The following is a 23,197-nucleotide window of genomic DNA, read 5'->3' on the forward strand; positions in this document are numbered from 1 at the left end:
AGCAAGAATTAATGAACGAGGGCTGTTTTCGTAGGAAGTGGCAGTTGAAGAGCACCGATCTGCTCCAAATGCTGTACGATCTCTTGCACGGCTTCCTCAATGGACCATTGCTCTGTATCGATGATAAATGAAGGAGATTTGGGTACATCATAGGGGGCGGAAATGCCTGTGAAATGCGGGATGTCACCATTGCGTGCTTTTTTGTATAGACCCTTGGGATCACGCCGCTCACATTCTTGAATTGAACAGCGCACATAGATTTCAATGAAATCATCTGGTTCAAATAACTGTCTGACCATCTCCCGATCCTGTTCATGAGGAGAGATAAAAGCCGAAAGTACAAACAACCCGGCATCTACCATTAACTTTGATACTTCACCAATTCGCCGCAGATTTTCTTGACGATCCCCTGCTGTAAAACCGAGATCACGGTTCAGTCCATGACGTACATTATCCCCGTCCAGAACATAACAGCGTACGCCTTGATCGTAGAGATACTGCTCCAGGGCAAATGCAAGGGATGACTTTCCTGCACCTGATAACCCGGTAAACCATATGGCACGACTACGGTGCCCATTATGCTTCTCCCGGTCTTGTCTGTTGATGCTGGATGATTGCCAGGTTATGTTGCGCTCTTCCTTCGACATGAGTATCCCGCCTTTTCCCTACCATGATATGTATAATATTTTAACATATTTACAAGATTATAGCACCTTACATATTTCTTCAAAATAAGCGTGAATCGACAAAATATCGGGTATAGATGTAGTACATACATAAGCATTATGCATATATCCAAAGAGTATTTTGAATCGAATGATGCAAAATGCTCACATTGCAGGAGGAACAATGTCATGAACAAAAACATACAAAACATACAAGTTGGATTTAAATGCCCGGATTGCCAGCAGGATATTCGAGCGGAATTTATAGATGAACAGGTCAGCACGGTTCGTTGTAAAGGTTGTGACAGAGCGTATACACTTTTGAAGCCAACCATCGGTGATGAGATTCTACTGGATTGGGAGCAGGAGGCTTTGTATCACAAGCTGAGGGCAGAGCGGTCCGAACTGGATAATCACAATATGTCGGCCTTGATTATCAAAGTTATCGAGTTGCTTACATGGCGTGATCGGGGAGATGGACAGACCCGTGCCATACAGACCGTGAGGGAATGGCTTGCTTCCAGTGGCAAACCTCAGACCTTACTTGAATTGTTCCATCAATCTCCGCCACAACCTGAAAATAAACGTTTCGATCGTTAATGATTTACATACATTAGCCGTTCCTGTGGCATATTACCTGAAGGTGTTCGTGTGTGCAAACGACTAACCGAATTTTCAGGAACAGGAGCGGATAGAATGAAGCGAATGGTTCTATATATACTGTTGGGACTGTTATCCATCAGTATGGTACCGGCACAGACTGAAGCATCACCGGTTACCGGAGCGTATCACTTTGGCTTCAAAAAAAGTCAAAACGGTCAACTGCCCTCCATTGATCAGGAAGGCTTTAAATCAATCTTACAACATAACGATGCCATTTTCCTGGGGGATACAAAACAGAAGGAATTGTATCTCACGTTTGATAACGGGTATGAGAATGGATTCACACCTGCCATACTGGATGTTTTGCGTACCAAGAAGGTGCCGGCGGCTTTCTTTGTGACAGGTCATTATCTAAAAGATCAGCCTGAGTTGGTCAAACGTATGGCGGCTGAAGGTCATATTGTCGGTAATCATTCATGGAGTCATCCGGATATGACCCGCATCTCCAATGAAAAGCTTAGAGAGGAACTTGAGAAGGTCAAGTCGGAGGTCAATCGGCTGACCGGTCAACAAGCGACCTTTTTACGGCCACCGCGCGGGATTTTTAACAATCGAACGCTTGCAGAGAGTCATGCCCAAGGGTATGTGAATGTGTTCTGGTCTGTTGCTTATAAAGATTGGGATACCAATGTGCAGCGTGGCGCACAATATGCTCATCAACAGGTGTTGAAACAACTCCATCCGGGCGCTGTCATTTTGCTTCATTCGGTATCCAAAGATAACACGGAGGCTCTTGGTTCCATTATTGATGAGGCCCGCAAGCAAGGATACGTATTCAAAAGTCTGGATGATCTGCGGACCAAAAGTTATTGATCCATTATTATAATGAGCAATGGACCAAATGTAGGTCATTCAAAAGTTTAGCAAAAATATTAAAGGGCATCCTGAGCGATTAAGCTCGGAATGCCCTTTTTAGTTATAACGGTATGCCAGTCCAACTATTGATGAACCACATACAGATTTAGAAGAAGGATTGGGTAATACGATACGATGTAACGTGTAATACTATAAAACAGTGTTATAGATGATTCCAATCGTTTTCGGGCCGCAATGACTGCATACTACACAACCAGCAGTGGTTAGTTCAACTCGGGCACCCGTCTGTTCCTGTAAAGACTTCTTCAAGTCAAGCGCATCCTCTTCAGCCATGGTGTGCACAACAATCAGCAGGTCTGGATCGATCTGATCCTTCTGGCTGAGCGTATTATTCAGCATTTGTTCCAGAGCTTTCTCCCGTTTGCCGCGCACTTTATAGGCAGGTGCCATCTTGCCATCTGTTACCCGGATGACAGGACGAATCTTCAACAGGCTTCCAATCAGGTTCTGCATGCCCGAACAGCGTCCGCCTTTATGCAGATACTCCAGTGTATCGATGACAAACTCCGTGCGTACATTTGATTTCATTGCCTCAATCAGATGTGTAATCTGAGTCAGGTTTTGCCCTTTATCAGCAGCATGTACAGCTTTCATCACCATCAGTGCAATTCCTGATGAGAGATTCTGTGAGTCAATGACCGATATTCGACCTTCCGGGAACTCGGAACTCGCTAGTCGTGCATTTTGATAGGTAGAGGAAAGTTCAGAAGATAAGCTGATATATAAAATCTCATCCCCTTGATCTATGTAAGGTTGAAATGCCGTTATGAAATCAGCGGGGGAAGGTGCAGCTGTTTTGGGAAGACGCCCATCTTGGCTAACACGTTCATATAGCTGTTCAGGCTTAATCTCAGCACCGTCTTTCAGTGATTCTTCACCGAACACGACATATAAGGGGATGATACCGATATCGTGCTGCTGGATCCATTCTGGAGCCAGATCACTTGTGCTGTCCGCAAAAATTTTGATTCGTGACATGTCAATCTCCTTTGAAAACAATAATTTTGGCAAAAAATATAGATTATCCTTATGTGTAAACCCATTCATTTTAATTATAAGGAAACATGACGCTGATGCAAAGCGTTACATCAGCGTCATGCCTACCAAGATAAGTCCAACGAATAACAGAATCATGATCCCATTTAATAGGGTTCCGATAATGGCAAAAACTTTCTTTCGATTCTTGAGGACAAGACCAATAATTCCGACGATGCCTCCGGCCAGATTGAGAATCAGGCAGACCAGGATGGCTAACGAAGCCAGAACCACTGCTGGATGCAAGGCGATCTCTTCTGTCTGCAACGGGGTTAGAACTCCGATGGACTCGTTTACAGCCATGGTGGCAATAAAGAATATCAGAATATAACCCAAGATTGCAACCAATCCAATGACAAAGCTGGCGATCCCAGGTCCGGAATGTTTCAGTGGTGCCATTGGTTGCCTCTCATGATCTGGCGGGTATGCTTCATACCCATTGTTATTGTATGGATCTGCATGGCCAGGATTCTGATCCGTGTTGTTATAACCTGAATTATAGGAATCGCGATTATCCATAATGTTGACTTGCCTCCCTTAATCATCGTACTGAGTGTTATTAACCTAATCGATGAGTAATGATTCTTTCTTAAAATACAACGATTACATACCTGTTTACTTTTCCATAAATATCGATAAAAATCAAGGATTTACGCTTGTTTCCTACAATTTATAGGGCAGGGATAGGATTGTTAAGTATAAACAGACATATGATCTTTGAAGCTCCGTCCCGACTGGTAAAGGAGGAGTGGATTCGCTACAATAATAGGAGTGAATTGTAGTTGAATTAAGGGAGAGAACTTATATGCAACGAAGATGGATGATGCTTGGAGCTGTAATGACCATGCTATCGGTGGCGATTGGTGCGTTTGGTGCTCATATGCTCAAGGATACGATTGGGCCGGCGGCCATCGCTACATATGAGACGGGTGTGCAATATCACATGATTCATGCATTGGCCTTGCTCATTATTGGTTTGACGGCTGGTCAACTTGGAGCATCGACAAAACTGAAGTGGGCAGCGCGTCTGTTGTTTATCGGAATTATTGTGTTCTCAGGCAGCTTGTATGTGCTTAGTATTTCTGGCATCAAGATTCTGGGTGCCATCACACCGATTGGTGGGGTAGCCTTTATTGCCGGATGGTTGTTATTGGCATTAGATGTATGGCAGCGAGGTAAGGATCGCTCCTGACCGGTCCAAACAAATCTCGGAGGGTTAAATCCTACATGAACCATAGAACTAAAAAGCAACTTGCGTTAGAATGTACCGTCATTCTAACGCAAGTTGCTTTTTGTTTTAATCCGATGAAGTTAGTTACAGGAACTCATCGATTTCATTGGTTCGGAACGTATACACCTGTTTTTCATCGACATGGTAGATGCTCACAATACTGGTATCACGATCAAAATTCAGAATACGGCAAGGAATGCTCTGATGTTTACCGTTCTTGTTATTGACAACAATACGGGTGAGTTTATTCTCTTTAATGAGTGTGTCAATCCACGCATCAAACGAGTTTCCATCGGATACATTGGATGTTTGGGTGGCAGGCTTTTTCTCGCTAACCGGTTGTTCTTGTAGATTCTGTGTTTTGACTGGAGCAGGTGAGGCAGGTGTCTGAGCTGCAGTGGACGCCTTCTGTGCTGCGTTGGCTTTTTTGCGTTCGTTGTGAAGTGTGACGAAAGAGTCCTTCTTGGACTGGAGTGTCGCTTCAATAATTTTGCCTAGCTCTATGCCGGATTGAATCCGAAAGTCCGCAATTTGTTCTTCATTGTTTATGAACTCCAACAGGGACTGCAGTGCCAATGCATTTGAGCGGCTCTTAATAAGTATATCGACATTAAATAAAAAGCCGATGTCCTCTTGATTGGATAAGGTTTCTTTCATTCATCCCAGCCCCGTTAAAAATTATGTCAGCTCAAAAAAACGCTTCAATTCACTATATCATTAAAAAGGAAATTATCATAGTGCTAGAGACGCAGAAATATGCCGATTCGAGATGTATCTAGTCCCGGAGTGCCCCATAATTTCTCCCCAGAATAGAACAAATATTCTTCTTTTTTCATCCCCTGATCGTCCTGTTTGCCTGCGCCAGTCGTGCGGGTCTACTCTATAATTTATTTAATCAGGACAGGAAGCAACAGGGGGAATCGGGAATGGGCAATGCATATCAGGATCGATTGAGATACGTTTATAAAATTACATCTTCCAGAATTAGAAAAGCGGATTATGATCTGCATCTTACTTATCAAGAAGCGACAGTAAATGGAGAAGTGGCATCTATTGGAAACCATCAGGTGTTTCGTTTTATAGATCGTATTCGAGGCACCAAGGAGAGGGAACAAGATCTGGCTAGAATCAAGCTGGAAATAGAGCGATTAAAAGCCTTGAAAACCAATGCTGAACATAAAAGAACAATGAAGAAATTGCATGAAGAACTGAAAAACCTGAAATTTGCCGATGATTACTTGCTGGTGGTCATTGAAAATAATAAAGACTATGATCGGCTGAATTCATCGAAAGCTTTCTCCATCAACGGCAAGAAATACAAGCGGTTATTGGCTACGACAGGTGGAGCCAAAAGTTCGACGGTCATCTATGTGAGTAAGGATATTCATTCGCTGTTGGAGAAAAGATTGAATAACGGCAGAGATCCCAATAAAGAGCTGGTTCCTGCCAAACTGGAGGCATATAAGGCCTTGGCTTGCAGTACAAGCACGCCTGTGTCACATCCCGAGCGGGTATTGGTTGTTCATGATTGTATAACTGAATTTGGTGCAGACATCATTCAGATTGATGATACCGAGACAGAATACCCTCGCATAGAGAGTAGGAAAAATGAGCCTATTCAGATGAATATGAGTGATGGGTTCGGTCTTATCTCTCCTGCACTTAGTGAACGATGGGCAACCGAGCTGGGACATGCATATATCCCGAGTGGATTTTGTATTCGTAATAGCTTCTGTAAAGGGATGGTCTTTACATTTGATTATCACGAATTTGCAGATCGAGTTGCAGGCAATGATATGGTGGACGATGCCTGGGGTAATCCTGTGGATATTCGAGAGGTAGACCTGATCATCACAACGTCCATGCTCAAACTATGGAGCTCATACAACAGTATCGACGATTACCTGTTATGTTGCGGTTATTATGGCTACACGTTCAGCGTAACGAAGGTTACACCCGAAGAACTGGAGGATGAGCGTCATTTAAATTACCAGTTTATTCAGTCACTCCAATTGGATGATAACGAGATTGGTGAACTTATTCGTCCCACAGTAGACTCGATTAAAGATGTGCTAGGTGAAGACTATCGCAAGGCACTGTTATTTCTCAAAGGAATTCACATCCATGAGAATGACTACAGCAATAGTCCAGATGATTATATCAAAGGGTTGATGGTAGACCCGCGACTTATAGATGATCCTTTTGTGCGCAACAAAATTCATACCTTAATACGTAAGCGAATGAATGAAGCCAAGATCGGAGTTCTAAGAGTGAAAGGCAATTTCAGCATTATATCTGGCGATCCCTATACATTGTGTCAGAGCATTTTTGGCTTGCCTTTAACAGGATTGCTGAGCTCGGGTGAGTTCTACTCCAGATATTGGAATGAACACCATGTGGACCGCGTAGCTTGCTTCAGAGCTCCGATGACTTGTCATAACAATATCAAGGTGCTTCGTTTTCAAAATACAGATGAGATGCAGCATTGGTATCGCTATATGAACACGGTCACGATCTTAAATTCATGGGATACGACGACACATTCCTTAAATGGTGCAGATATGGATAGTGATCAGGTCTTAACTACAGACAACCACACAATTCTTGGGGCAATTCAGGAGCTTGATGCGATTGTATGTGTACAGAAAACCTCAGCCCAAAAAATTCCGGATGAGAAGGATCTGATTCAGGCTAACAAAGACAGCTTTGGTGATCTGATCGGTTTTACAACGAACAAAATCACGTCGATGTTTGATGTATTAGCCAATTATGAGGAGCATAGTGCAGAATATCAGGAAATGATGTACCGAATTCAATGTGGTCAGCATTATCAACAAAATGCCATTGATCAGGCTAAAGGTATTGAATGTAAAAAAATGCCGAAGCACTGGTATGATATTCGCGCTGCGGTAACGGACGAGTCTGCCTTGAAAATGGTAGCACACAAGAAGCCTTATTTTTTCATATACAATGACCCGGAGCAGAAAAAAGAATATACCACCTATGTAGAAAAAACGAGTCAGAAGTGCTTGCAGTTATTTGGCATGACTGTGGATGAGTTGTATTCGAAGAAGGAGCTATCTCCGGATCAGGAACAGTTCCTGGCACAGTATGAACAGAGAATGCCTGTATCCACGGCACCATCTGTGATGAACCGGTTATGCCATCAAGTGGAAGATGAGTTCAACAAGTTAAAGCTAAAACAGTCCGAGAGTCCATTTGATCATACGATATTGATGAGTACCAAAAAATACTCACAAGCTCGTTACAAAGAGATTCAACGTTTATATCAGATGCATAACGAAGAGCTACGTAGCTATATGACTAACTTGCGCAAGAGTAAGGTGAAAAAGGAAGAAAGATCTGCCCGATGGCAGTTGTTTGTTTCACGTTTCAAGGAGCAGGCGCTGGAGATCTGCAATAACGAAGAAGATTTGTGCAATATGATTGTGGACATGTGTTATCGAAATGCGGAGAAATCAAAGCAATTTGTATGGGATGTCTCCGGGGATCAGATTATTCGCAATCTATTGCTCAGCAATGAACACATTATCCATTATCCGGTTAGAGACCGGGACGGCGATATTGAGTACGCGGGAAAAACCTTTAAAATGACCCAAATGCATGTGAAGGAGCAGCGCCCTTGAAAATCATTCTGAATGAACGTCATCATGCCGAGCAAGCAATTGCACATGGGAAAATGGATAAGAAGCCAACCAAAACGTTGATTTGTTTAGCTAAATACGGGCTTCAACAAGGGAAGAACGCCGAAGATACATATGTGTTGTTAAATCAGTTTATGACCAAGTATTATCCAGACTACAATGCTGTCCAGTGGGATACATTTCTCAATCGTATCATTAAGCAGTCTCAGAAGTATATCAAGATAAGGGAGGAGGCAAGCAAGAGCACGCTAATCGAGATTGATCATGTACCTGTAACGCACGAAGAACTTCAAAAGATCAAACAACTTAAAAGTAAACGACTCGAGAAATTGGCCTTTGTTTTACTGGTCTACAGCAAGATTAATAATCGAATCAATGAAAATGATACGTACTGGATTAATCATGAATGGAAAGAAATCTACGGTGATAGTCAAATGGCCGTAAGCAAAAAAGATCAGGGGTTATTGGTGCACAAACTTATTCAGTTAGGGTATCTCAAAGAAAGTCAACGTGTCGATTCGACTAACGTACAGGTTTTGTTCGCTGCGGAGCATGGTGAGGTTGCCTTCCAGTTAGTTCGCTTCGATGATTTTGTGTTGGAGTACTCTCGCTGGAAAGGAGAAAACATTAAAAATTGTACCGTATGCGGAAAACGAATGCTTGCAAAATCGAATCGAATGAAATACTGCAAGGAGTGCAAAAAAGCCGGCATTAATCCCATTAGAAAACTTCTCTAAAGCTAGACACAGCAATGCTTTTCATGGTTGTTCAAGAATTTCTTTAATGATAAGCCAGAGACAGGTTTCCTAGTTATGGGGGAGGTATCAACTTGGAAACCGTCTTATGACGAAAATATGCTACATAACGCTTAGGTAGGTGAATTATGTCAAATGGGATAACTTTAGCACATGTAGAGTCTTTAATTAGAGAAGCGGTGAAACATAGCGGTCCGGGACAGCCAGGAGATCCTGGCGAAACTGAACTCGCTATCAAGCGGGCACTGGAGGCTGCTGGGGAAGCCTTACAGGCTGCCGGAAAAGCAAAAGAGGCTTATCAGACGACTCGACTTGTGTATCAGAGTCCAGTTGCTGATTCTGAGGAGCTAAGTATGAAGTACCCTTCTCCTGAAATAGGCTGGACGGTACAGACGTATAAGGATGGTAAAAGATATCGTTTTGATGGACAGACATGGGTAGAGATTGATGTATTTGGTCAAAACCTTCAGGTCGTTAATTCCGATATGGATGGGCTCATGAGTACAGCTGAACACCTGAAATTAAATGAGATTCCGTTGGAAGTACAGGATCGGGTTATAGTCTTTTGCAAAGAATCACGGGTGTACCCGGAAGTACTGGGGATTTTAGCCCCATTTCCATTCGATGGCGAGATTTTACATGTAAAGGGCTACTGTGGAGTTTCTGGAGATACCGCGACTGAAATAAGAATTGAACGATCCAAGGATCTCATTCACTGGCAGGATGTGATGGGGAGTCCACTGAAATTTGAAGCATTTCAACATCAAGATGACGGTGAGGCTACATTTGAGACAAAAAAAGTGGAGGCTGGAGATATCTTCAGAATCAACATCATCGAAGCAGGTTCAAACATTCAGCATCTTACGATTCAATTAACGATCAGAACATAAAAAAGGAGATGGATTATAATGACACAACCAATTATTTCATGGATGGATGCTACACATAGTAATGAGATTATTACCCCTTTTGACTACAAGGTTATTGATGCGGATAGCAAAAGTGATATTTTTATTTTCAATGTATGGAACAATAAAAATGGTGCTTCGGACGTATCTAAAATGGAAGATTGCACGATTACAACGCGAGATATGACTGGTGGTACTGGTGACACGGAGGCTCATGATGTAGAAGTGGTGAAGAATAACTGGTTCCACGTTCAGGTTGATTCCTTGGGGGAGACAGACCTGGAAGAAGAAAGTTCACGTATTGGTAAGAATTTTTCCAAACCTATCGGAACAACAGGCAAGACAACCAAAGATCATACAGGAACCCCTTATGCAACACCATTTGCACCGGGACCGAAAGAAATCCTGGGCGTTAGTAACAATGGAAATCCTCAAGATGCGGCAGGTAACTATGTAACTCTATCCATTCAATGTGTAGTGCCGCTGAACGCGAAAAGTGGCAAGCAACAGTTCAAGAAACGTATCTCTTATCGTTACGTGTAAAAAAAGAAACAGTCATGTGGACAGGCTATTGCAGCCTGTCCTTTTTATTAAAAGGGGGAAGTCCTGTGATTCTAGGTAATACACAATTTACGCGCTCACCTGTATCTCAAGCTTATGTATGGATTGCTGATTACTATGATGGTACTTATTTAAGCGAATTCGATTTGCAGACACAACAATCAAACAGTTTTTATAAAATTAACAAGGAAAAGTTGGTCTCTTTTGGATTGATTGGGCAAGGATCTCACGTGTATCACAACGTTGCCAACGGTGTATTTCATATTAATGCGGATCGGTACTCTATATCATACGTATGTGAAGAACAAGAATACCCGCTAACGGGTAGGACCTTTCTATACAGTGACATCATTCAATTTAAGAATGTTTCTTCAGATGTGAATATGAGTGGACATTCAGGTAATGGGAGTTCGGGGGCTTTCCATAATACGATTGAATGTTTTAACTTCGGTTACAAAAAAATGATGAATTTGAACGATGTGCAGATTAACTTTCAATGTGTGTGTTCCCTGCCGTTGAAAGAAACTGCGTTTCTCCAAATTAAAATTACCTCAGATCAGGACCTGCCTGGGCAATTAGTTATTCGTAAAAATGGCTTTGTCATAGATCAAATCGTAGCCCCTCTGAAGGCAAATCATGCAGGGATCATAAACTGGGACATTCGTTGAGTTGGATTTTGAGATGAGATAGGTGGTGAGAGTATGGCGATTCAAGAAATAGCACTGGATATAGATCTATCTATAGGTGTTTTCAAAGATACGATATATCAGGCCCAGAAGTTGAAATTAAGAGAGTTGAGCCAGGATGCGGACGGGAATTCAATCTATCCAGCTAATGGGTCTTGGGAGTCCACTCCCATTCGGATTCAGGATAAGATTGCTTCATTTAAAGGTGTGGCTACAAGCGTAGATATTGCGGGTGGCGCAGCATACAAGATCTACTGGAGTACATCTGAGGATGGGTTTGAGTGGGGGGCGTATGAGGAAATTTTAGCAGATGTGACTGCTACTAAAGCTCCTGCAAAGTATATGAAGGTGAAAATTGAGATTGTTGCTGAGAAAGAATATTCGAATTTCTACATAGACGAATTTAATCAGAAGGGGAAATACAGTAATCCCTTTATTGAAAGTGAATCTGGTTCACTAGGCTTAAAGAAAATATATCAATTGAACATGGAACGAGCATCGGACACTCCAGCAGGGATAGTGCTACGTCAGAAGGTTGAAAATACGAAATTTCAAAAAGTAGATGGAATCAGAGTGAGTAAGGGGTGATTTTATGGCAGTTCCAGCGACTATAGGCGTATTGAGATCAAATATAAGTGATATGGAGATTGGCGACTATATTGTATGGAGATATGATTCTTCTGGAGAGCAATTTATAGATGGCACTCTAGGAATAAACGAAATACCTGTAAATGGGTTGGTTGGTACTACAAGTTTAAACAACTACTACTGGTACGCTATTAAAGTAGACAAAGGTCTTTTAATCTCTGATCGCATTAGACATCATACTGTCACTTGGGATTCAATGAATGCAAATAAGATTATTGAAGGTTTGCCTAAAACCTTTGGTGGTGTCTCAGGAATTGTCCGTAGTATATCTGGTGGAGTAGGATATGCAGACAAAGATGGCAAACTGAGTATGAAGGACTTAGGATTGGGGGCATTTCCAAGTAATAATGAATATGACAAATATATTATGAAGTCCAACTTGGGTGGCAAGGCTAGACCCAATGTTGATAATGTTTGGCATCACCATAACATGTTTTGTTGGGCAAAGGAAACACCTGTTCTCGGCTCATGGACTACGAATAAAGGAACAGTCTTATCTGCACCCTCTTCAAGCAGAATAGTACGAGGATATGAACAGCGCGACGATAATAGAGGTGTTGCTTTTACAGGAAGTGCTTCGTCGCAGAATTATATTGGGTTTCGCCCAGTATTTGAATATAAGGAGGTGTAATGAATGGCAGTATTAGGAGATCAATTAGTTGCACCCGAATCAGGGTGGAGACGCTATGATGATACACATGTTGGCTTAAAGTATACAGGAACTTGGACCACCCCATCCCCATCCAATACAGTTTATTATGGTGGCAGTATAAGAGTAACTAGCCGAGCTGTCGACAATAACTATGTTAAATTTTCTTTTTTCGGAACAAAGCTTAGGATTATCTCTGACTTTTACTCAGATAGGCATTCTGATAACTCTATCACGATAGATGGTGTAACAGAGATGTATAGTGCGTTTCGTACAGTAGGTTCCCCTAGCCTTCAGCAATCCATAGTGTATGAAAAGACTGGATTACCTCTTGCATTTCACACGGTTACTATTGCAACAGGTCATAATCGTATAAATTTCACTTTAGATGCTATAGATATTGATGAAACGGGGTATCTGTATGGACACACTCTAACCTCCCCTGAAACAGGATGGAAGAGGTATGACGATACACACGATGCTTTTGTATATCATGGAGATAATTGGATATTTCAAACTCAAACAGGAACGCCAACTCTGTACAATGCAACCCATCACTATTCTGCAAAAGGGATGGGCGGCAACGAAATTAGATTTAAATTTTACGGAACCAAGTTAAGACTAATATCAAGTATAGGTTCGACTTTTGCAGATGATATTTCAGTGGTCATTGATGGAGCAACTGAAAAGTTTAATTCAAAAATGGCAACAACAATAGACGAAAGACAACGGTTAACCTATGAAAAAACTAATCTACCTTTAGGTGTCCATGAAGTTAAGCTTATCAGCGGAACTAACGGAGATTGGAGATTGGATATTGATGCTATCGACATTGATGATAATGGACAACTTTTAGCTAGTGTTGGTTCGCGATTAACCGCCCCCGAAGCAGGATGGAAGAGATATGATGATAGTGTATCTTCTATTAAATATGTTGGAAGGTTCACTAACGGTGTTGGTGCGGGTGCATACAATGGATACTCTAATTACACTTCGACAATAGGAGACAAGATTGTCTTTGACTTTGAAGGAACTAAGTTAAGATTAATTGGAGCACGATATACCAATCGAAGTGATTTAATCGAAGTTTACGTTGATGGAAAATTGCATGGGACTCATTCACAACTAGGATCAGAACTTGCACAAGTACTTCAGGTTGAAATTGTGGGATTACCGAAATCAAGACATCGAGTAGAAATGGTGAATAAATCCAGTGGATCAACGACTACTTTTATGGCTCTTGATGCCGTAGATATAGACTCAGATGGTCGGTTATTTCATCCAGACGAAGTGACAAGTATTACTGAACTTGAAGTTGGTAAGCGTATTAGATGTAACTATGTTTCGAATACCGCTGGTGTGGCAGGAGAGTTTAAAAATATAGGAAAACAAACATCTGACTTTATATCAACAACATCTGTTCCAAGTGTGCCTAATGGTGACTTCTATTTCATTGTTGCTGATGCATATAATGGAAAGAAAATTTTAATTGCAGACAGGAACATTCAATCCACAATTTCATGGGATGCATTGAACAGTAGTGGTCTTGTATTTGGCGTTCAAAAGGAATTGGGAGAGAAGAATTATACCTTTCTTTATCGATTACTCAGAGGCGGTATCAACGCAACGGATAAGGATAATGAGTGGGATAAATATATTGTTAGCTCTACGCTGAATGGAGCAATCATTGCTGGAAGCAATGGTGTATGGAATTGGAGTGGAACCACTAGAAGTTGGACTTCTACTACTTACCCTTCTTTTACTGACAGAAGAGTTCAAAGAGGTGGAACATCCGCAGATGCTTTCATAGCAAACAACAACGGAAGTATAGCAACAAACACAAGTTCAACCGCTATTGGATATAAACCATTAGTGGAACTAGAAACTTTGCCAATGTTTAAATCCTTCGTCAAACATGATGGAGCCTATAAAAGGCTTGATACTGTAACTTTAGAATGGAATACAATTTCAGCAACTTTACCATCAGAAGACACTTTTATTAATGACGGAATGGATGATCTCTCTGTATTAGATAGAAAAAACGAAAGTTTCGTTCAGACTATGACTGCCAATGGATCGCTAGGATCAGGCAAGTTGTTAAAAGAAAGAATCGATCTGAAAAAGTATTTCGAAATAACAAGTGTAAGTGTGAAGTAGGGCTTAGATGCTCTACTTCTTTTAGTTTGGGGAACAATGATTTTGATTAGAAAGGAGATGGTTAAATGGTACATGTATATTACAGTGAAAATTTAATCCCTAAAATGACATCATACACTGCACCATCTGGTCTTGTTAAAACCAGCAACAATCGAGATTCCACCTATGTAGCGTGGAGAGCATTTGACAGTGCGTATGAAATTGCCAACTCTTGGGCTACTTCCAATAATATTACATCAGCTTGGATAAGCTACACCTTCCCAACGAGTAAACAGGTTCAAATGTATTCGATTCGATCTTACGATCAGTCTTTTTCTCCAAAAAGCTGGACATTTGAAGGCTCTAATGATGGAGTTACATGGGACATTTTAGACACTAAAATCAATGAATCAGTGTGGGGAACTGGAATGAGCATAAGAAGAGTCTTCACATTGTCGAATAATAAATCATACACAAGCTATAGAGTCAACATTTCTAGTGTGGTTAGTCAGAAATATATAATAGTTGAAGAAATTGAAATGTTTGAAGTTATTTATTCAAATAAAATCTTACTTTCGTCAGGCGGTAAGTATTATTCCGTTCTAAACGATGGAATTCAAGAAACAACCTCTATACCTAAAATGACTAGCAATACAACTCCAGAAGGTGAGGTGCTTGTTAGTAACACGCCTAATGGAAGTTTTACTATCGGATGGGAATCATTCGATGGAGGTTTAACTAATGGATGGGGGAACAACACTCTACCTACTACTATGCCAAAGTGGATAGGATATAAATTCATAAAACCAAAATTGATAGTAAAGTACAGGCTTTATGTTACAAACACAACTTATTATCCTCGTAACTATGAATTTCAAGGAAGTAATGATGGTGTTAACTATGACACTCTTCACTCAATTGTTGGAGGAGCTAGTGGTGTATTAGATTATGTTATTCCGAATAGAAAATCTTATATTTATTATAGGCTCTATATTACTGTGCTCAGCAATGGTGTAACTTTACCATGTATCTATGAACTTCAAATGTTTGAAATGAAACCATCTTATCTAGTTCAAATGGAGTCCGAAACCGAAACAGATTTTTTGAATCGTGGTGTAGGAGATTTAAATGATTTCAATCAAATTTTAAAAACAAAGAAAAATTTAAAAAAAGGAAATACTGTGCTTGGCTCAGGCAAAACCTTTGAACACACAGTTGATATGTCAAAACGCCGAGTAGATAAAATTACACTTGGCTAAATTCATGAGGAACACATCTATAGGGTGTGTTCTATTTTATTTTGAAAGGAGATGGTTTAATGACAGAGATAGTTGCTTTAGGTGATGCTATTGATGCAGTAAGTTCTACTGGATTCATTCCTTGGGGAATTACCGTTATTGGAAATGAAATATTTGTATCACAATACAATGTAACTACCTATAGAATTAGAGTTTTTGATGCAGATGCCTATACCGTTAAAAGGGAGTTTAATGTTAGTGGTGTAACAGCAAATCAGTATGGGTCAATAGGTACAGATGGAACAAATTTAATGGTTTCCAATAGCAGTGAGTGCATCGTAACTATAGACAAGGAAACTGGGGCTGTAATTAAGATAGGAACTATAAGTTATGGATTTAGTCTAACCGCAACATTTGATGTTGACCTTGAGAGAGACTTAATTGTGTTTCAAACATATTCTGGTGGTATGGTGTATATCACTAGATATTCCACAGGTGTAGTGTTAAACACATATAGAATGCCTATAACTACTTCTGGTAGTGGTGCAATTATTTATAGGAAAAAGGGGATTTCTAAAGCGCATATTGTTGTGTCTCAGTATTTCAATAATATGATTTTTGTTTCTAGCGATATAAGTAAATCTACAGAAAATCTAACATTTACTCAAATATATACGTATAACACTGCTAGATTAACAGGTTTAGGAGCGAGAGATAATCAGTTGTTTGTCGGTGTATATAGCCCCGGAAGCAAGATTTTTCGTTTGGATATTAGCAAACTGACAGCCAATCAATTCTTGATTTCAGCAGAAGATAAATATTATTCTGTAAGATCGGAGTCGTACAGCCAAGATACAGTGATACCTGCCATGACTAGCAATGTCACACCACTAGGAAAAGCTTTTTCAAGTAGTGAATATTCAACAGATAGGGGCGCTTGGAGATCGTTCGACAAAACTCAAACAACCTATGCAAGTAGAGATGGAGCAGGAATGACAGGGCATTTAGGATATGAATTTAACATAGCAATAACTATCGGAAAATACTCTGTACAAAGTGCGACCGGTGATAGCTCAACTCTACAAGCGTTATCAAAGGATTGGACATTTGAAGGATCGGATGATGGGGTAAATTGGAATGTTCTAGACACTCAAACCAATCAAGCGTGGACAACTGCATACACAGATAAAGAGTATTATATTGATAAAAGCAAGATTGGAAAACATAAAATGTATAGACTGAATTGGAGTGCTACCAATGGATGGAGATATGCAATAGTGGGAGAACTAAAAATGTACCAATACACTTCAAGTTTGGTTCGGGAATTTCCACATGCCTCGGATGTTAATTTTATAAAGTATGGAATGAATAAAAATGATGCAATTGACTTGAATTCTTCCATATCTCACATACAAAATGTAGTTGAAGATGTTCAGTCTCTTGGTTCAGGAAAACTCTTCAGACAACCAATCGACAGGTCGAAGCATCAAGCAAACAAGATTATATTAGGCTAAATTTATGAGGACACATCTATATGGTGTGTTCTATTTGTTTTGAAAGGAGATGGCTGAATGGGAGATATTTTAGATGTAACACTAAGTCCCACTGATAAGAATGGTACAACTACCTTATCTAATGGGAACTTAACTGTTACTATGACCACTGCAACTACGGGGAATATTCGTGCCACACATGGTAAAACTACTGGAAAATGGTATTGGGAGATTAAGTACACTGGGCATGATTGGTTTTTTGTTGGGATCGCAAATATGAATTATCCCATCGCGAGTCCTGACTACTATGGAACAAGCGGAAATGCGTTAAATATTAGGACTATTTATGCAGCAACTGGAGCTAAATTTCCTGAAAATGTAGCATATAGTTCAAGACCAGCGGCTGGGGATGTAATCGGTATTGCCCTTAATCTGGATGAAGGAAAATTGGAATTTTATATAAATGGGAAAAGTCAAGGAGTATCTCACACAAACATATTATCAATGGGAGAAGTTTATCCGTTTATTAAGAGTCAATCTACAACCAGTAAAGTTATCACAGTTAATTTTGGTGCAACTCCATTTGATTACGATATACCATATGGTTTTTATTCTTACGATGGTAGACAAAGCAAATGGCATAATAAATTCTTGATTTCATCAGAAGATAAGTATTATTCAGTTTCAACCTTAAAATATAGCGACAATACTGTCATTCCAAAGATGACATCTAATACTGCTCCTTCTGGTATCTCAAGTGCAAGTAACACGAATAGCCCATCATTTCCTTATAGAGCATTTGACGGAGATATTGGTGGGACATGGTATGCAACAGCATCTTTTCCAATAACTTTACAGTATGAGTTTACTCAGTCTAGAGTTATTGGGAAGTATTCATTGCTTGGATATACCGCTGAGAACAATTCTAAAGACTGGACATTCGAAGGATCTAATGATGGAGTTAATTGGACTGTTTTAGATGAGCAAGAAAATCAGACGAATTGGACAGTTGGAGAGGTTAGAAACTTCTCATTCAAAAATACAGCCAGTTTTAAGATATATAGAATTAATATAACTAGTAATAATGGCGGTAGTTTAATACAGGTTGCAGAATTGTTAATGTACGAAATATTAGAACAACCAAAAATGAAGTTTTTAGATACTATGTCAGAATCAAATTTCTTGAGTTATGGGCATAACGTGAGAGATGAAATTGATATGCATTTCGAGTTAAGTGAACGTTCTTTTCAGAACAGCAACACCAGCATATTAGGTTCGGGAAAAGTCTTCAAGCAAAAAATAGATACATCAAAAACACCAATCAAGAAAGCATCAATCACATAGTTATGTAAAATGATTGTTTGATTTAGAATTTAGAAAGGAGATGAAGTAATGGCTTTTTACATTAAGACTGAAGCTTTAAACAAAGGCGGTATAGGATTGGTTTGGAATGTAAAACTCAAATCTAAATCTTCTGGTCAATATCTCCCATTAGATTTGAGTAATATATATAGTCATAATATGGATCAAAGGGTAGCAAATATGGGCTTGTTATTTACGAGTACCTCCGAACCTCCATACTATAATGGAGGTGGAAAAGGATATTATATTTTCAAATTCGAATACAGTGGATCTTTCGCACTTGAATTAATTGACTGGTCTAATACTACTTTTGGTAAGTCGTATAACATTTATTTTAGTACTGATGATGTAGACTATAGACTTATTGCTTCCAACACAGCTAATGGAGCGTCAAAAGTGTTTTCTGTTGATATTGAACTAATCTTCAAAAGTACACTTGTAAAAGATAATCAAGGATATAAGTCATTTGATAATAATACTTGGAGTATAGTCAGTTTAGACTCACCTACAGAACAGCAGTATTTGAATAATGGCATTAAAGACATCTCTATCATACGTGAATCCGCATGGTCACAACTTCAAGGAGAAGTGGAACTATGCTACTATACGGATGACATCACAAAAACAGAAGCATTCTTCAACATCGAAACCAATCCTTTTACTCTTGAAGAGGAGTGGGAAGGCAAGGATATTGAAGTGCTTTATTATACTGATGATCCAAATCAAACTGAATTAGTAGTTTCAATCGAAACTGATCCATTCACCCTAGCGGGAGAATGGGAAGATAAAGAGATCAAAATCATCGAATACACTGATGACCCCAACCAAACCGAATCAACGATTACAATTGAAACCGAACCTTTTACCCTCTACGACGAGTTGGGTGATAGTGTAGACGTTTTATACTACACGGACGATCCAACCAAAACATCAGCGGAACTAAATATCACGGCTAACTACTCCCTATTGGATGAACTTGAGGGAGATTTTGACGTGGTTACGTGGACGAATGATGAAGAGGTTATTGCCGGTAATCGGGACATGATGCTGACGTATAACGCGCTACCGTTTGAGCAATTAATTGTGCAACCAACAGACATAGCGTTATATGGAGACGTGAAAAAGGTTGTCGCTACGAAAGTAACGGAGAACAGTCCGGAAGGTATATTAAGAATGGCTGCTTCGTTCGACTCAGGGCTCACATGGAAGACATACCGTTTCAACAAGTGGCTTGATCTGGATATCCAGGATACAACGTTATTCAAAAGAAAAGGAATGAACCTGGACACACTCAACGCCATCCCTGAAAAGGATCTAATAGCTTTAACTCGAATTGCCTACTACTTCGATAGCAGTAAGCACTATGAAAACAGCTATTCGCTTGACGAAGTGAAAATGGTCGTTGATGCACCGCGACATGCAGTGGAGTTTAGAGATATGTCACTGCAACTGTTAAACACCACAGCCACAATCGACCTGACCTTCTCTGGTAACAAACTTACAGGTGTGCTGGATGATGCAGATCAGGGCAAGGTTAAATACCGCGTCTTGTTGAACGGTAAAACGTATTATCCGGCGGATGGCAATTTTACACGACTAGCAGCATCTCCATTCAATATTGAACTCAATATTGACGAGAGAAATGTTAATTTTGGCGAAGAGAATACATTGAAGGTTGAATTTCAGGATTATTGGGGTGCCGTAGACTCACGGGAAATCAAGTTTATCGGATCGTATTCAGGATTAATGTTTATGGACGAGTCTGGAGATTTTCTTTCAGATACCTTTGGTGGTATTTTGAAAAAACTTGATTATGGGGTGATCATTGCCGGACAGACGACGTTAACAAAGAAAGTCAGAATCAAAAACTTGCTTGGTTATGCTGTGGATCATGTTTACCTGGAGATGGATAAGAAATTCGAAACGGATGGTGTTGAAGTCCAATTATCCAGACAGGCCGACCCGTTTCTTCCGATCGATTATCTGACCTATGGTCTGATTCAACCGGAGGATAGCATCGATTTTTATATTCGTATCGCAACGGATATTCATGCCAAGCCGAATCCTAATGGCAATTTTGAAATGAAAGTCACAGCAGACCGGGTGTAGCTCTCAATACAATGAGACAGGAAGTGAGTGGAATTAATAACGGGGAGACTCTATTAGATAGTTATATACATATTAAAAGTCCGGAAAATCGTTTTGCAGCAAAGTATATCCTGTACAATCAGGTGGATGAAGAACTGTCTTCAACCCTAATAGCTGCTACAAGAAAAGTGTCCGAGATCGTCTCTAGTGTATCCGTACGTGTCAGACGGTCACAGGAATTGAGCAATTCGCTATCGGTGATGTACAGGTCGCAAGGAGATCTGGGCGCAACCATTCAAGCGGCATCCAAAGTTGATCTTGAAGGCATGTTGTACGTTCGCCCACATAACCGTGCACACGGCAAATATGAATTACTGGAAGCACCGCGTGTAACTGTTAATCTTAAGCCTGTTGCTGATGCGACCACACGAAGCCAAACTCACCTGCAGACGCTCAACTTTGGTGATACACAGCGTATGATGATCGGTAGAGACGAGATAGAGCAATTCGAATCGTTTATACATTTCGGTGATTTGGATACTAGAATACCTGATCTGTTATATCTGGAAGACGCTAAATTGAGGTTATATTACACAGGAACCCTGGCACCTGGAGCACACATTGAGCTGCATCAGCCTGATACGTTGTGGCGTGAGTACGGGATTACGTATGCGAACAGACCTCAGTCCATTCAGCTCTTATCGTCCAGTTATATCCTGGATACGACTGAACGTTATGTTGAGTTTGATATGATGGCATTACTTCAAATGTGGAGAGAAGGTATTCTTTCGAATGTTGGACTGATTATTCAGTCTAGCGGTAACACGCCGATTTATTTCAACACTCGAGAGTCTTCCAAACCACCTGTTTTGCAGATCAAATATATCACTTCTCAAATCTATTCTATCGGTCGAACCGAAATCGAAAGTGAAATTTTTATTTATGGTGCAGGTCACAAGGACATAGCTTCAACGTTAGTTGTACACAGTGATATTGGGCTGGACTGGCTCAAATCTCAGTTGTACGTCCACCGTTATCAGGATCACATGCATCATGATATACCTCAAGTAATCGCGGTCAGCCGTCCGGACGTGGATGTAGATCTGATAGTAGCTAAACGTATAGATGCAGAACTGGATTCGAACATTTCTATTGCTGAAAGTAGGACAGAAGAGAAGGAAACATGGGTTTCTATTTCTAAGCCCGAGCTTCATTCGCAGTTCATTACTGCTATACGAACAACTAAGGATACAGACGGTAATCTTGCCGTTAGAACAGGTCTGGACGACGAAAAAACTGTAGAAATCGCAGTGTCTCATCCTGACTTACCTTCAGTTATTACGGTAGATAGACAAATGTCTCTAGTCAGTACGTTAACGATATCACAGCTGCTCGATGATGGACGGGATACGAGTTTAATTGTATCCGTACCAGATCTTCATGCTTCATTGGAAGTCTCCAATTATATAAAAGCAACTTCAACGTTGGGGTCTTTGCTTACGGTCATGTACGACGGTGATTCGATTGTGATTTCGGAGATTACGGTTAATAAGCCTGATCTGAATAGTGTTCTTCAAGTCAGAGCATTAAATCATGATGAGAGGGCAGGCAGTCTTGAGATTCCTTATTTGGCAGAACAGCTTGGGCAATTATATATTTCCAGACCTGATGTGCTTTCCAGCATTGAGGTCAAGTATATGGATGTTTTGGATGCACATATTAGTATCAAGGAAAGAGAATACTTGGATAGCTATCTTCAGGTGCGAGAGTGGAAGGATATGCGGTCTACAGTAGATGTGAGACAGATTGTCGATATGGCTACTGAAGTGACAATTTCCAAGCCTGATCTGGCCGCGTATGTCTTACCAAGAGTTATTGCGAATGTAGAGTTAGATTCGATCACAAGTATCCGTAAACGGGATGCCGGTGATTTAGTGACCACAGTAATTGTGAAGAGTCCAGGAAATCAAGCGTATTTTTACATTTTATAAAATGAGTTAATTATCAAAGGGGGCATTGGCCCTCTTTTTTTGCGTTTAGGCTTTGCCCAACTCTATGCATCTGTACTTTATTGTGTAACAGTCATCTTCTCGTTATGATACAATGTGTTCATCATACATTAAGGAATGAAGACCATGCAACAAGGGGACAGTGTATTTGAACAGATTATGAAGCAGAAAAGATTGAAGCCTATCAAGCCTGAAACTACAAAAGTTCTAGTTAAACCAATACATAAAAAGAAACTAGCTCAGGAGCAATTAAGTGATTTGGATGTCCAGTTCAAAAAGTCGGTAGCTGAATCAATAGATAGAAGTGTACTTCATAGACGTGTACTGGGAATTAGAAGAGAGTTAACGGAGATAAGGCGATTAAAGAATGATGAGCATACGTTTTAAGGTAGGCCCAATTCGACTCACCTTAGACGACGCTTTAATCCGTTTTCATATGGTGTGAATTCCATTTATAGTATATTTTAACCAGTTAAATTTATGATAGCAAAGACGTAGAAAAAGATATAGACGCCGATGCGGTTGCTTT

21 protein-coding genes are annotated in these 23,197 nt (G+C 40.3%); 17 read left to right on the forward strand and 4 right to left on the reverse strand.

Going from position 1 to position 23,197, the window contains the following annotated elements; all coding sequences use genetic code 11:
• Window positions 1-8: 8 nt before the first annotated feature.
• On the reverse strand, window positions 9-647 hold the full coding sequence (gene cysC, locus MHI48_RS09445; RefSeq protein ID WP_076318331.1) for an adenylyl-sulfate kinase: 639 nt from the start codon (window positions 645-647) through the stop codon (window positions 9-11).
• A gap of 207 nt (window positions 648-854) precedes the next feature.
• Here cysC and MHI48_RS09450 point away from each other — a divergent pair, with 207 nt between their 5' ends.
• Together MHI48_RS09450 and pdaA are read left to right on the forward strand one after the other, a co-directional pair.
• Window positions 855-1,265 (forward strand): hypothetical protein, encoded by a 411-nt coding sequence (locus MHI48_RS09450; RefSeq protein WP_036609973.1) that lies wholly within the window; start codon window positions 855-857, stop codon window positions 1,263-1,265.
• 96 nt (window positions 1,266-1,361) lie between these two features.
• On the forward strand, window positions 1,362-2,141 hold the full coding sequence (gene pdaA, locus MHI48_RS09455) for a delta-lactam-biosynthetic de-N-acetylase (protein ID WP_076318332.1): 780 nt from the start codon (window positions 1,362-1,364) through the stop codon (window positions 2,139-2,141).
• A gap of 192 nt (window positions 2,142-2,333) precedes the next feature.
• Here the strand turns inward: pdaA and MHI48_RS09460 are convergent, their stop codons facing one another.
• Window positions 2,334-3,182, reverse strand: coding sequence for a DegV family protein (locus tag MHI48_RS09460; RefSeq protein ID WP_076318333.1), 849 nt, complete (start codon window positions 3,180-3,182; stop codon window positions 2,334-2,336).
• 105 nt (window positions 3,183-3,287) lie between these two features.
• On the reverse strand, window positions 3,288-3,758 hold the full coding sequence (locus MHI48_RS09465) for a hypothetical protein (protein ID WP_083669751.1): 471 nt from the start codon (window positions 3,756-3,758) through the stop codon (window positions 3,288-3,290).
• Between the two features lie 286 nt (window positions 3,759-4,044).
• On the opposite strand from MHI48_RS09465, the gene MHI48_RS09470 reads away from it, so the two are divergent.
• Window positions 4,045-4,431 carry a DUF423 domain-containing protein gene (locus MHI48_RS09470; protein WP_017689551.1) on the forward strand — a complete coding sequence of 129 codons (387 nt, stop codon included), beginning with the start codon at window positions 4,045-4,047 and terminating at the stop codon, window positions 4,429-4,431.
• A 123-nt stretch (window positions 4,432-4,554) separates the two neighbouring features.
• On the opposite strand, the gene MHI48_RS09475 is transcribed toward MHI48_RS09470, so the two are convergent.
• Window positions 4,555-5,127, reverse strand: a complete 573-nt coding sequence (locus tag MHI48_RS09475) for a hypothetical protein (protein ID WP_076318334.1) — start codon at window positions 5,125-5,127, stop codon at window positions 4,555-4,557.
• A gap of 269 nt (window positions 5,128-5,396) precedes the next feature.
• On the opposite strand from MHI48_RS09475, the gene MHI48_RS09480 reads away from it, so the two are divergent.
• The 14 genes from MHI48_RS09480 (at window position 5,397) to MHI48_RS09545 (ending at window position 23,055) form a co-directional block, all read left to right on the forward strand.
• Window positions 5,397-8,117: a hypothetical protein gene (locus MHI48_RS09480; protein WP_083669753.1), complete on the forward strand. Its 2,721-nt coding sequence runs from the start codon at window positions 5,397-5,399 to the stop codon at window positions 8,115-8,117.
• Window positions 8,114-8,872, forward strand: coding sequence for a hypothetical protein (locus MHI48_RS09485; protein ID WP_405143784.1), 759 nt, complete (start codon window positions 8,114-8,116; stop codon window positions 8,870-8,872). Before MHI48_RS09480 ends, MHI48_RS09485 begins: the two co-directional genes overlap by 4 nt.
• Before the next feature lie 146 nt (window positions 8,873-9,018).
• A complete protein-coding gene (locus MHI48_RS09490; RefSeq protein ID WP_405143786.1) occupies window positions 9,019-9,780 on the forward strand; it encodes a hypothetical protein in 762 nt (253 codons plus the stop codon).
• An 18-nt stretch (window positions 9,781-9,798) separates the two neighbouring features.
• Window positions 9,799-10,341: a hypothetical protein gene (locus MHI48_RS09495; protein ID WP_340936426.1), complete on the forward strand. Its 543-nt coding sequence runs from the start codon at window positions 9,799-9,801 to the stop codon at window positions 10,339-10,341.
• A gap of 14 nt (window positions 10,342-10,355) precedes the next feature.
• The gene (locus tag MHI48_RS09500) at window positions 10,356-11,027 is read left to right on the forward strand and encodes a hypothetical protein (RefSeq protein WP_340936425.1); all 672 of its coding nucleotides are present in this window, start codon (window positions 10,356-10,358) and stop codon (window positions 11,025-11,027) included.
• A gap of 33 nt (window positions 11,028-11,060) precedes the next feature.
• Window positions 11,061-11,633, forward strand: a complete 573-nt coding sequence (locus MHI48_RS09505; protein WP_405143789.1) for a hypothetical protein — start codon at window positions 11,061-11,063, stop codon at window positions 11,631-11,633.
• Window positions 11,634-11,637: 4 nt separating this feature from the next.
• Window positions 11,638-12,324, forward strand: a complete 687-nt coding sequence (locus MHI48_RS09510) for a hypothetical protein (protein ID WP_338708252.1) — start codon at window positions 11,638-11,640, stop codon at window positions 12,322-12,324.
• 3 nt (window positions 12,325-12,327) lie between these two features.
• A complete protein-coding gene (locus MHI48_RS09515) occupies window positions 12,328-14,499 on the forward strand; it encodes a hypothetical protein (protein WP_338708253.1) in 2,172 nt (723 codons plus the stop codon).
• A 65-nt stretch (window positions 14,500-14,564) separates the two neighbouring features.
• Complete coding sequence (locus MHI48_RS09520; protein ID WP_405143791.1) at window positions 14,565-15,737, forward strand: hypothetical protein; 1,173 nt, start codon at window positions 14,565-14,567, stop codon at window positions 15,735-15,737.
• A gap of 59 nt (window positions 15,738-15,796) precedes the next feature.
• Window positions 15,797-17,230 carry a hypothetical protein gene (locus tag MHI48_RS09525; RefSeq protein WP_338708255.1) on the forward strand — a complete coding sequence of 478 codons (1,434 nt, stop codon included), beginning with the start codon at window positions 15,797-15,799 and terminating at the stop codon, window positions 17,228-17,230.
• A 57-nt stretch (window positions 17,231-17,287) separates the two neighbouring features.
• A complete protein-coding gene (locus tag MHI48_RS09530; RefSeq protein ID WP_338708256.1) occupies window positions 17,288-18,553 on the forward strand; it encodes an SPRY domain-containing protein in 1,266 nt (421 codons plus the stop codon).
• Between the two features lie 48 nt (window positions 18,554-18,601).
• Complete coding sequence (locus MHI48_RS09535) at window positions 18,602-20,680, forward strand: hypothetical protein (protein WP_338708257.1); 2,079 nt, start codon at window positions 18,602-18,604, stop codon at window positions 20,678-20,680.
• Between the two features lie 11 nt (window positions 20,681-20,691).
• Window positions 20,692-22,650: a DNRLRE domain-containing protein gene (locus MHI48_RS09540; RefSeq protein WP_405143794.1), complete on the forward strand. Its 1,959-nt coding sequence runs from the start codon at window positions 20,692-20,694 to the stop codon at window positions 22,648-22,650.
• 144 nt (window positions 22,651-22,794) lie between these two features.
• Complete coding sequence (locus MHI48_RS09545) at window positions 22,795-23,055, forward strand: hypothetical protein (RefSeq protein WP_340026892.1); 261 nt, start codon at window positions 22,795-22,797, stop codon at window positions 23,053-23,055.
• Window positions 23,056-23,197 lie beyond the last annotated feature (142 nt).

The sequence above is a fragment of the Paenibacillus sp. FSL H7-0942 genome, assembly GCF_045040715.1.
GTDB lineage: Bacteria > Bacillota > Bacilli > Paenibacillales > Paenibacillaceae > Paenibacillus > Paenibacillus amylolyticus.

Coding starts and splice junctions, on each gene's coding strand:
- cysC (WP_076318331.1), bottom strand. CDS start 647: ATGTCGAAGGAAGAGCGCAACATAACCTGGCAATCATCCAGCATCAAC.
- MHI48_RS09450 (WP_036609973.1), top strand. CDS start 855: ATGAACAAAAACATACAAAACATACAAGTTGGATTTAAATGCCCGGAT.
- pdaA (WP_076318332.1), top strand. CDS start 1,362: ATGAAGCGAATGGTTCTATATATACTGTTGGGACTGTTATCCATCAGT.
- MHI48_RS09460 (WP_076318333.1), bottom strand. CDS start 3,182: ATGTCACGAATCAAAATTTTTGCGGACAGCACAAGTGATCTGGCTCCA.
- MHI48_RS09465 (WP_083669751.1), bottom strand. CDS start 3,758: ATGGATAATCGCGATTCCTATAATTCAGGTTATAACAACACGGATCAG.
- MHI48_RS09470 (WP_017689551.1), top strand. CDS start 4,045: ATGCAACGAAGATGGATGATGCTTGGAGCTGTAATGACCATGCTATCG.
- MHI48_RS09475 (WP_076318334.1), bottom strand. CDS start 5,127: ATGAAAGAAACCTTATCCAATCAAGAGGACATCGGCTTTTTATTTAAT.
- MHI48_RS09480 (WP_083669753.1), top strand. CDS start 5,397: ATGGGCAATGCATATCAGGATCGATTGAGATACGTTTATAAAATTACA.
- MHI48_RS09490 (WP_405143786.1), top strand. CDS start 9,019: ATGTCAAATGGGATAACTTTAGCACATGTAGAGTCTTTAATTAGAGAA.
- MHI48_RS09495 (WP_340936426.1), top strand. CDS start 9,799: ATGACACAACCAATTATTTCATGGATGGATGCTACACATAGTAATGAG.
- MHI48_RS09500 (WP_340936425.1), top strand. CDS start 10,356: ATGTGGACAGGCTATTGCAGCCTGTCCTTTTTATTAAAAGGGGGAAGT.
- MHI48_RS09505 (WP_405143789.1), top strand. CDS start 11,061: ATGGCGATTCAAGAAATAGCACTGGATATAGATCTATCTATAGGTGTT.
- MHI48_RS09510 (WP_338708252.1), top strand. CDS start 11,638: ATGGCAGTTCCAGCGACTATAGGCGTATTGAGATCAAATATAAGTGAT.
- MHI48_RS09515 (WP_338708253.1), top strand. CDS start 12,328: ATGGCAGTATTAGGAGATCAATTAGTTGCACCCGAATCAGGGTGGAGA.
- MHI48_RS09520 (WP_405143791.1), top strand. CDS start 14,565: ATGGTACATGTATATTACAGTGAAAATTTAATCCCTAAAATGACATCA.
- MHI48_RS09525 (WP_338708255.1), top strand. CDS start 15,797: ATGACAGAGATAGTTGCTTTAGGTGATGCTATTGATGCAGTAAGTTCT.
- MHI48_RS09530 (WP_338708256.1), top strand. CDS start 17,288: ATGGGAGATATTTTAGATGTAACACTAAGTCCCACTGATAAGAATGGT.
- MHI48_RS09535 (WP_338708257.1), top strand. CDS start 18,602: ATGGCTTTTTACATTAAGACTGAAGCTTTAAACAAAGGCGGTATAGGA.
- MHI48_RS09540 (WP_405143794.1), top strand. CDS start 20,692: ATGAGACAGGAAGTGAGTGGAATTAATAACGGGGAGACTCTATTAGAT.
- MHI48_RS09545 (WP_340026892.1), top strand. CDS start 22,795: ATGCAACAAGGGGACAGTGTATTTGAACAGATTATGAAGCAGAAAAGA.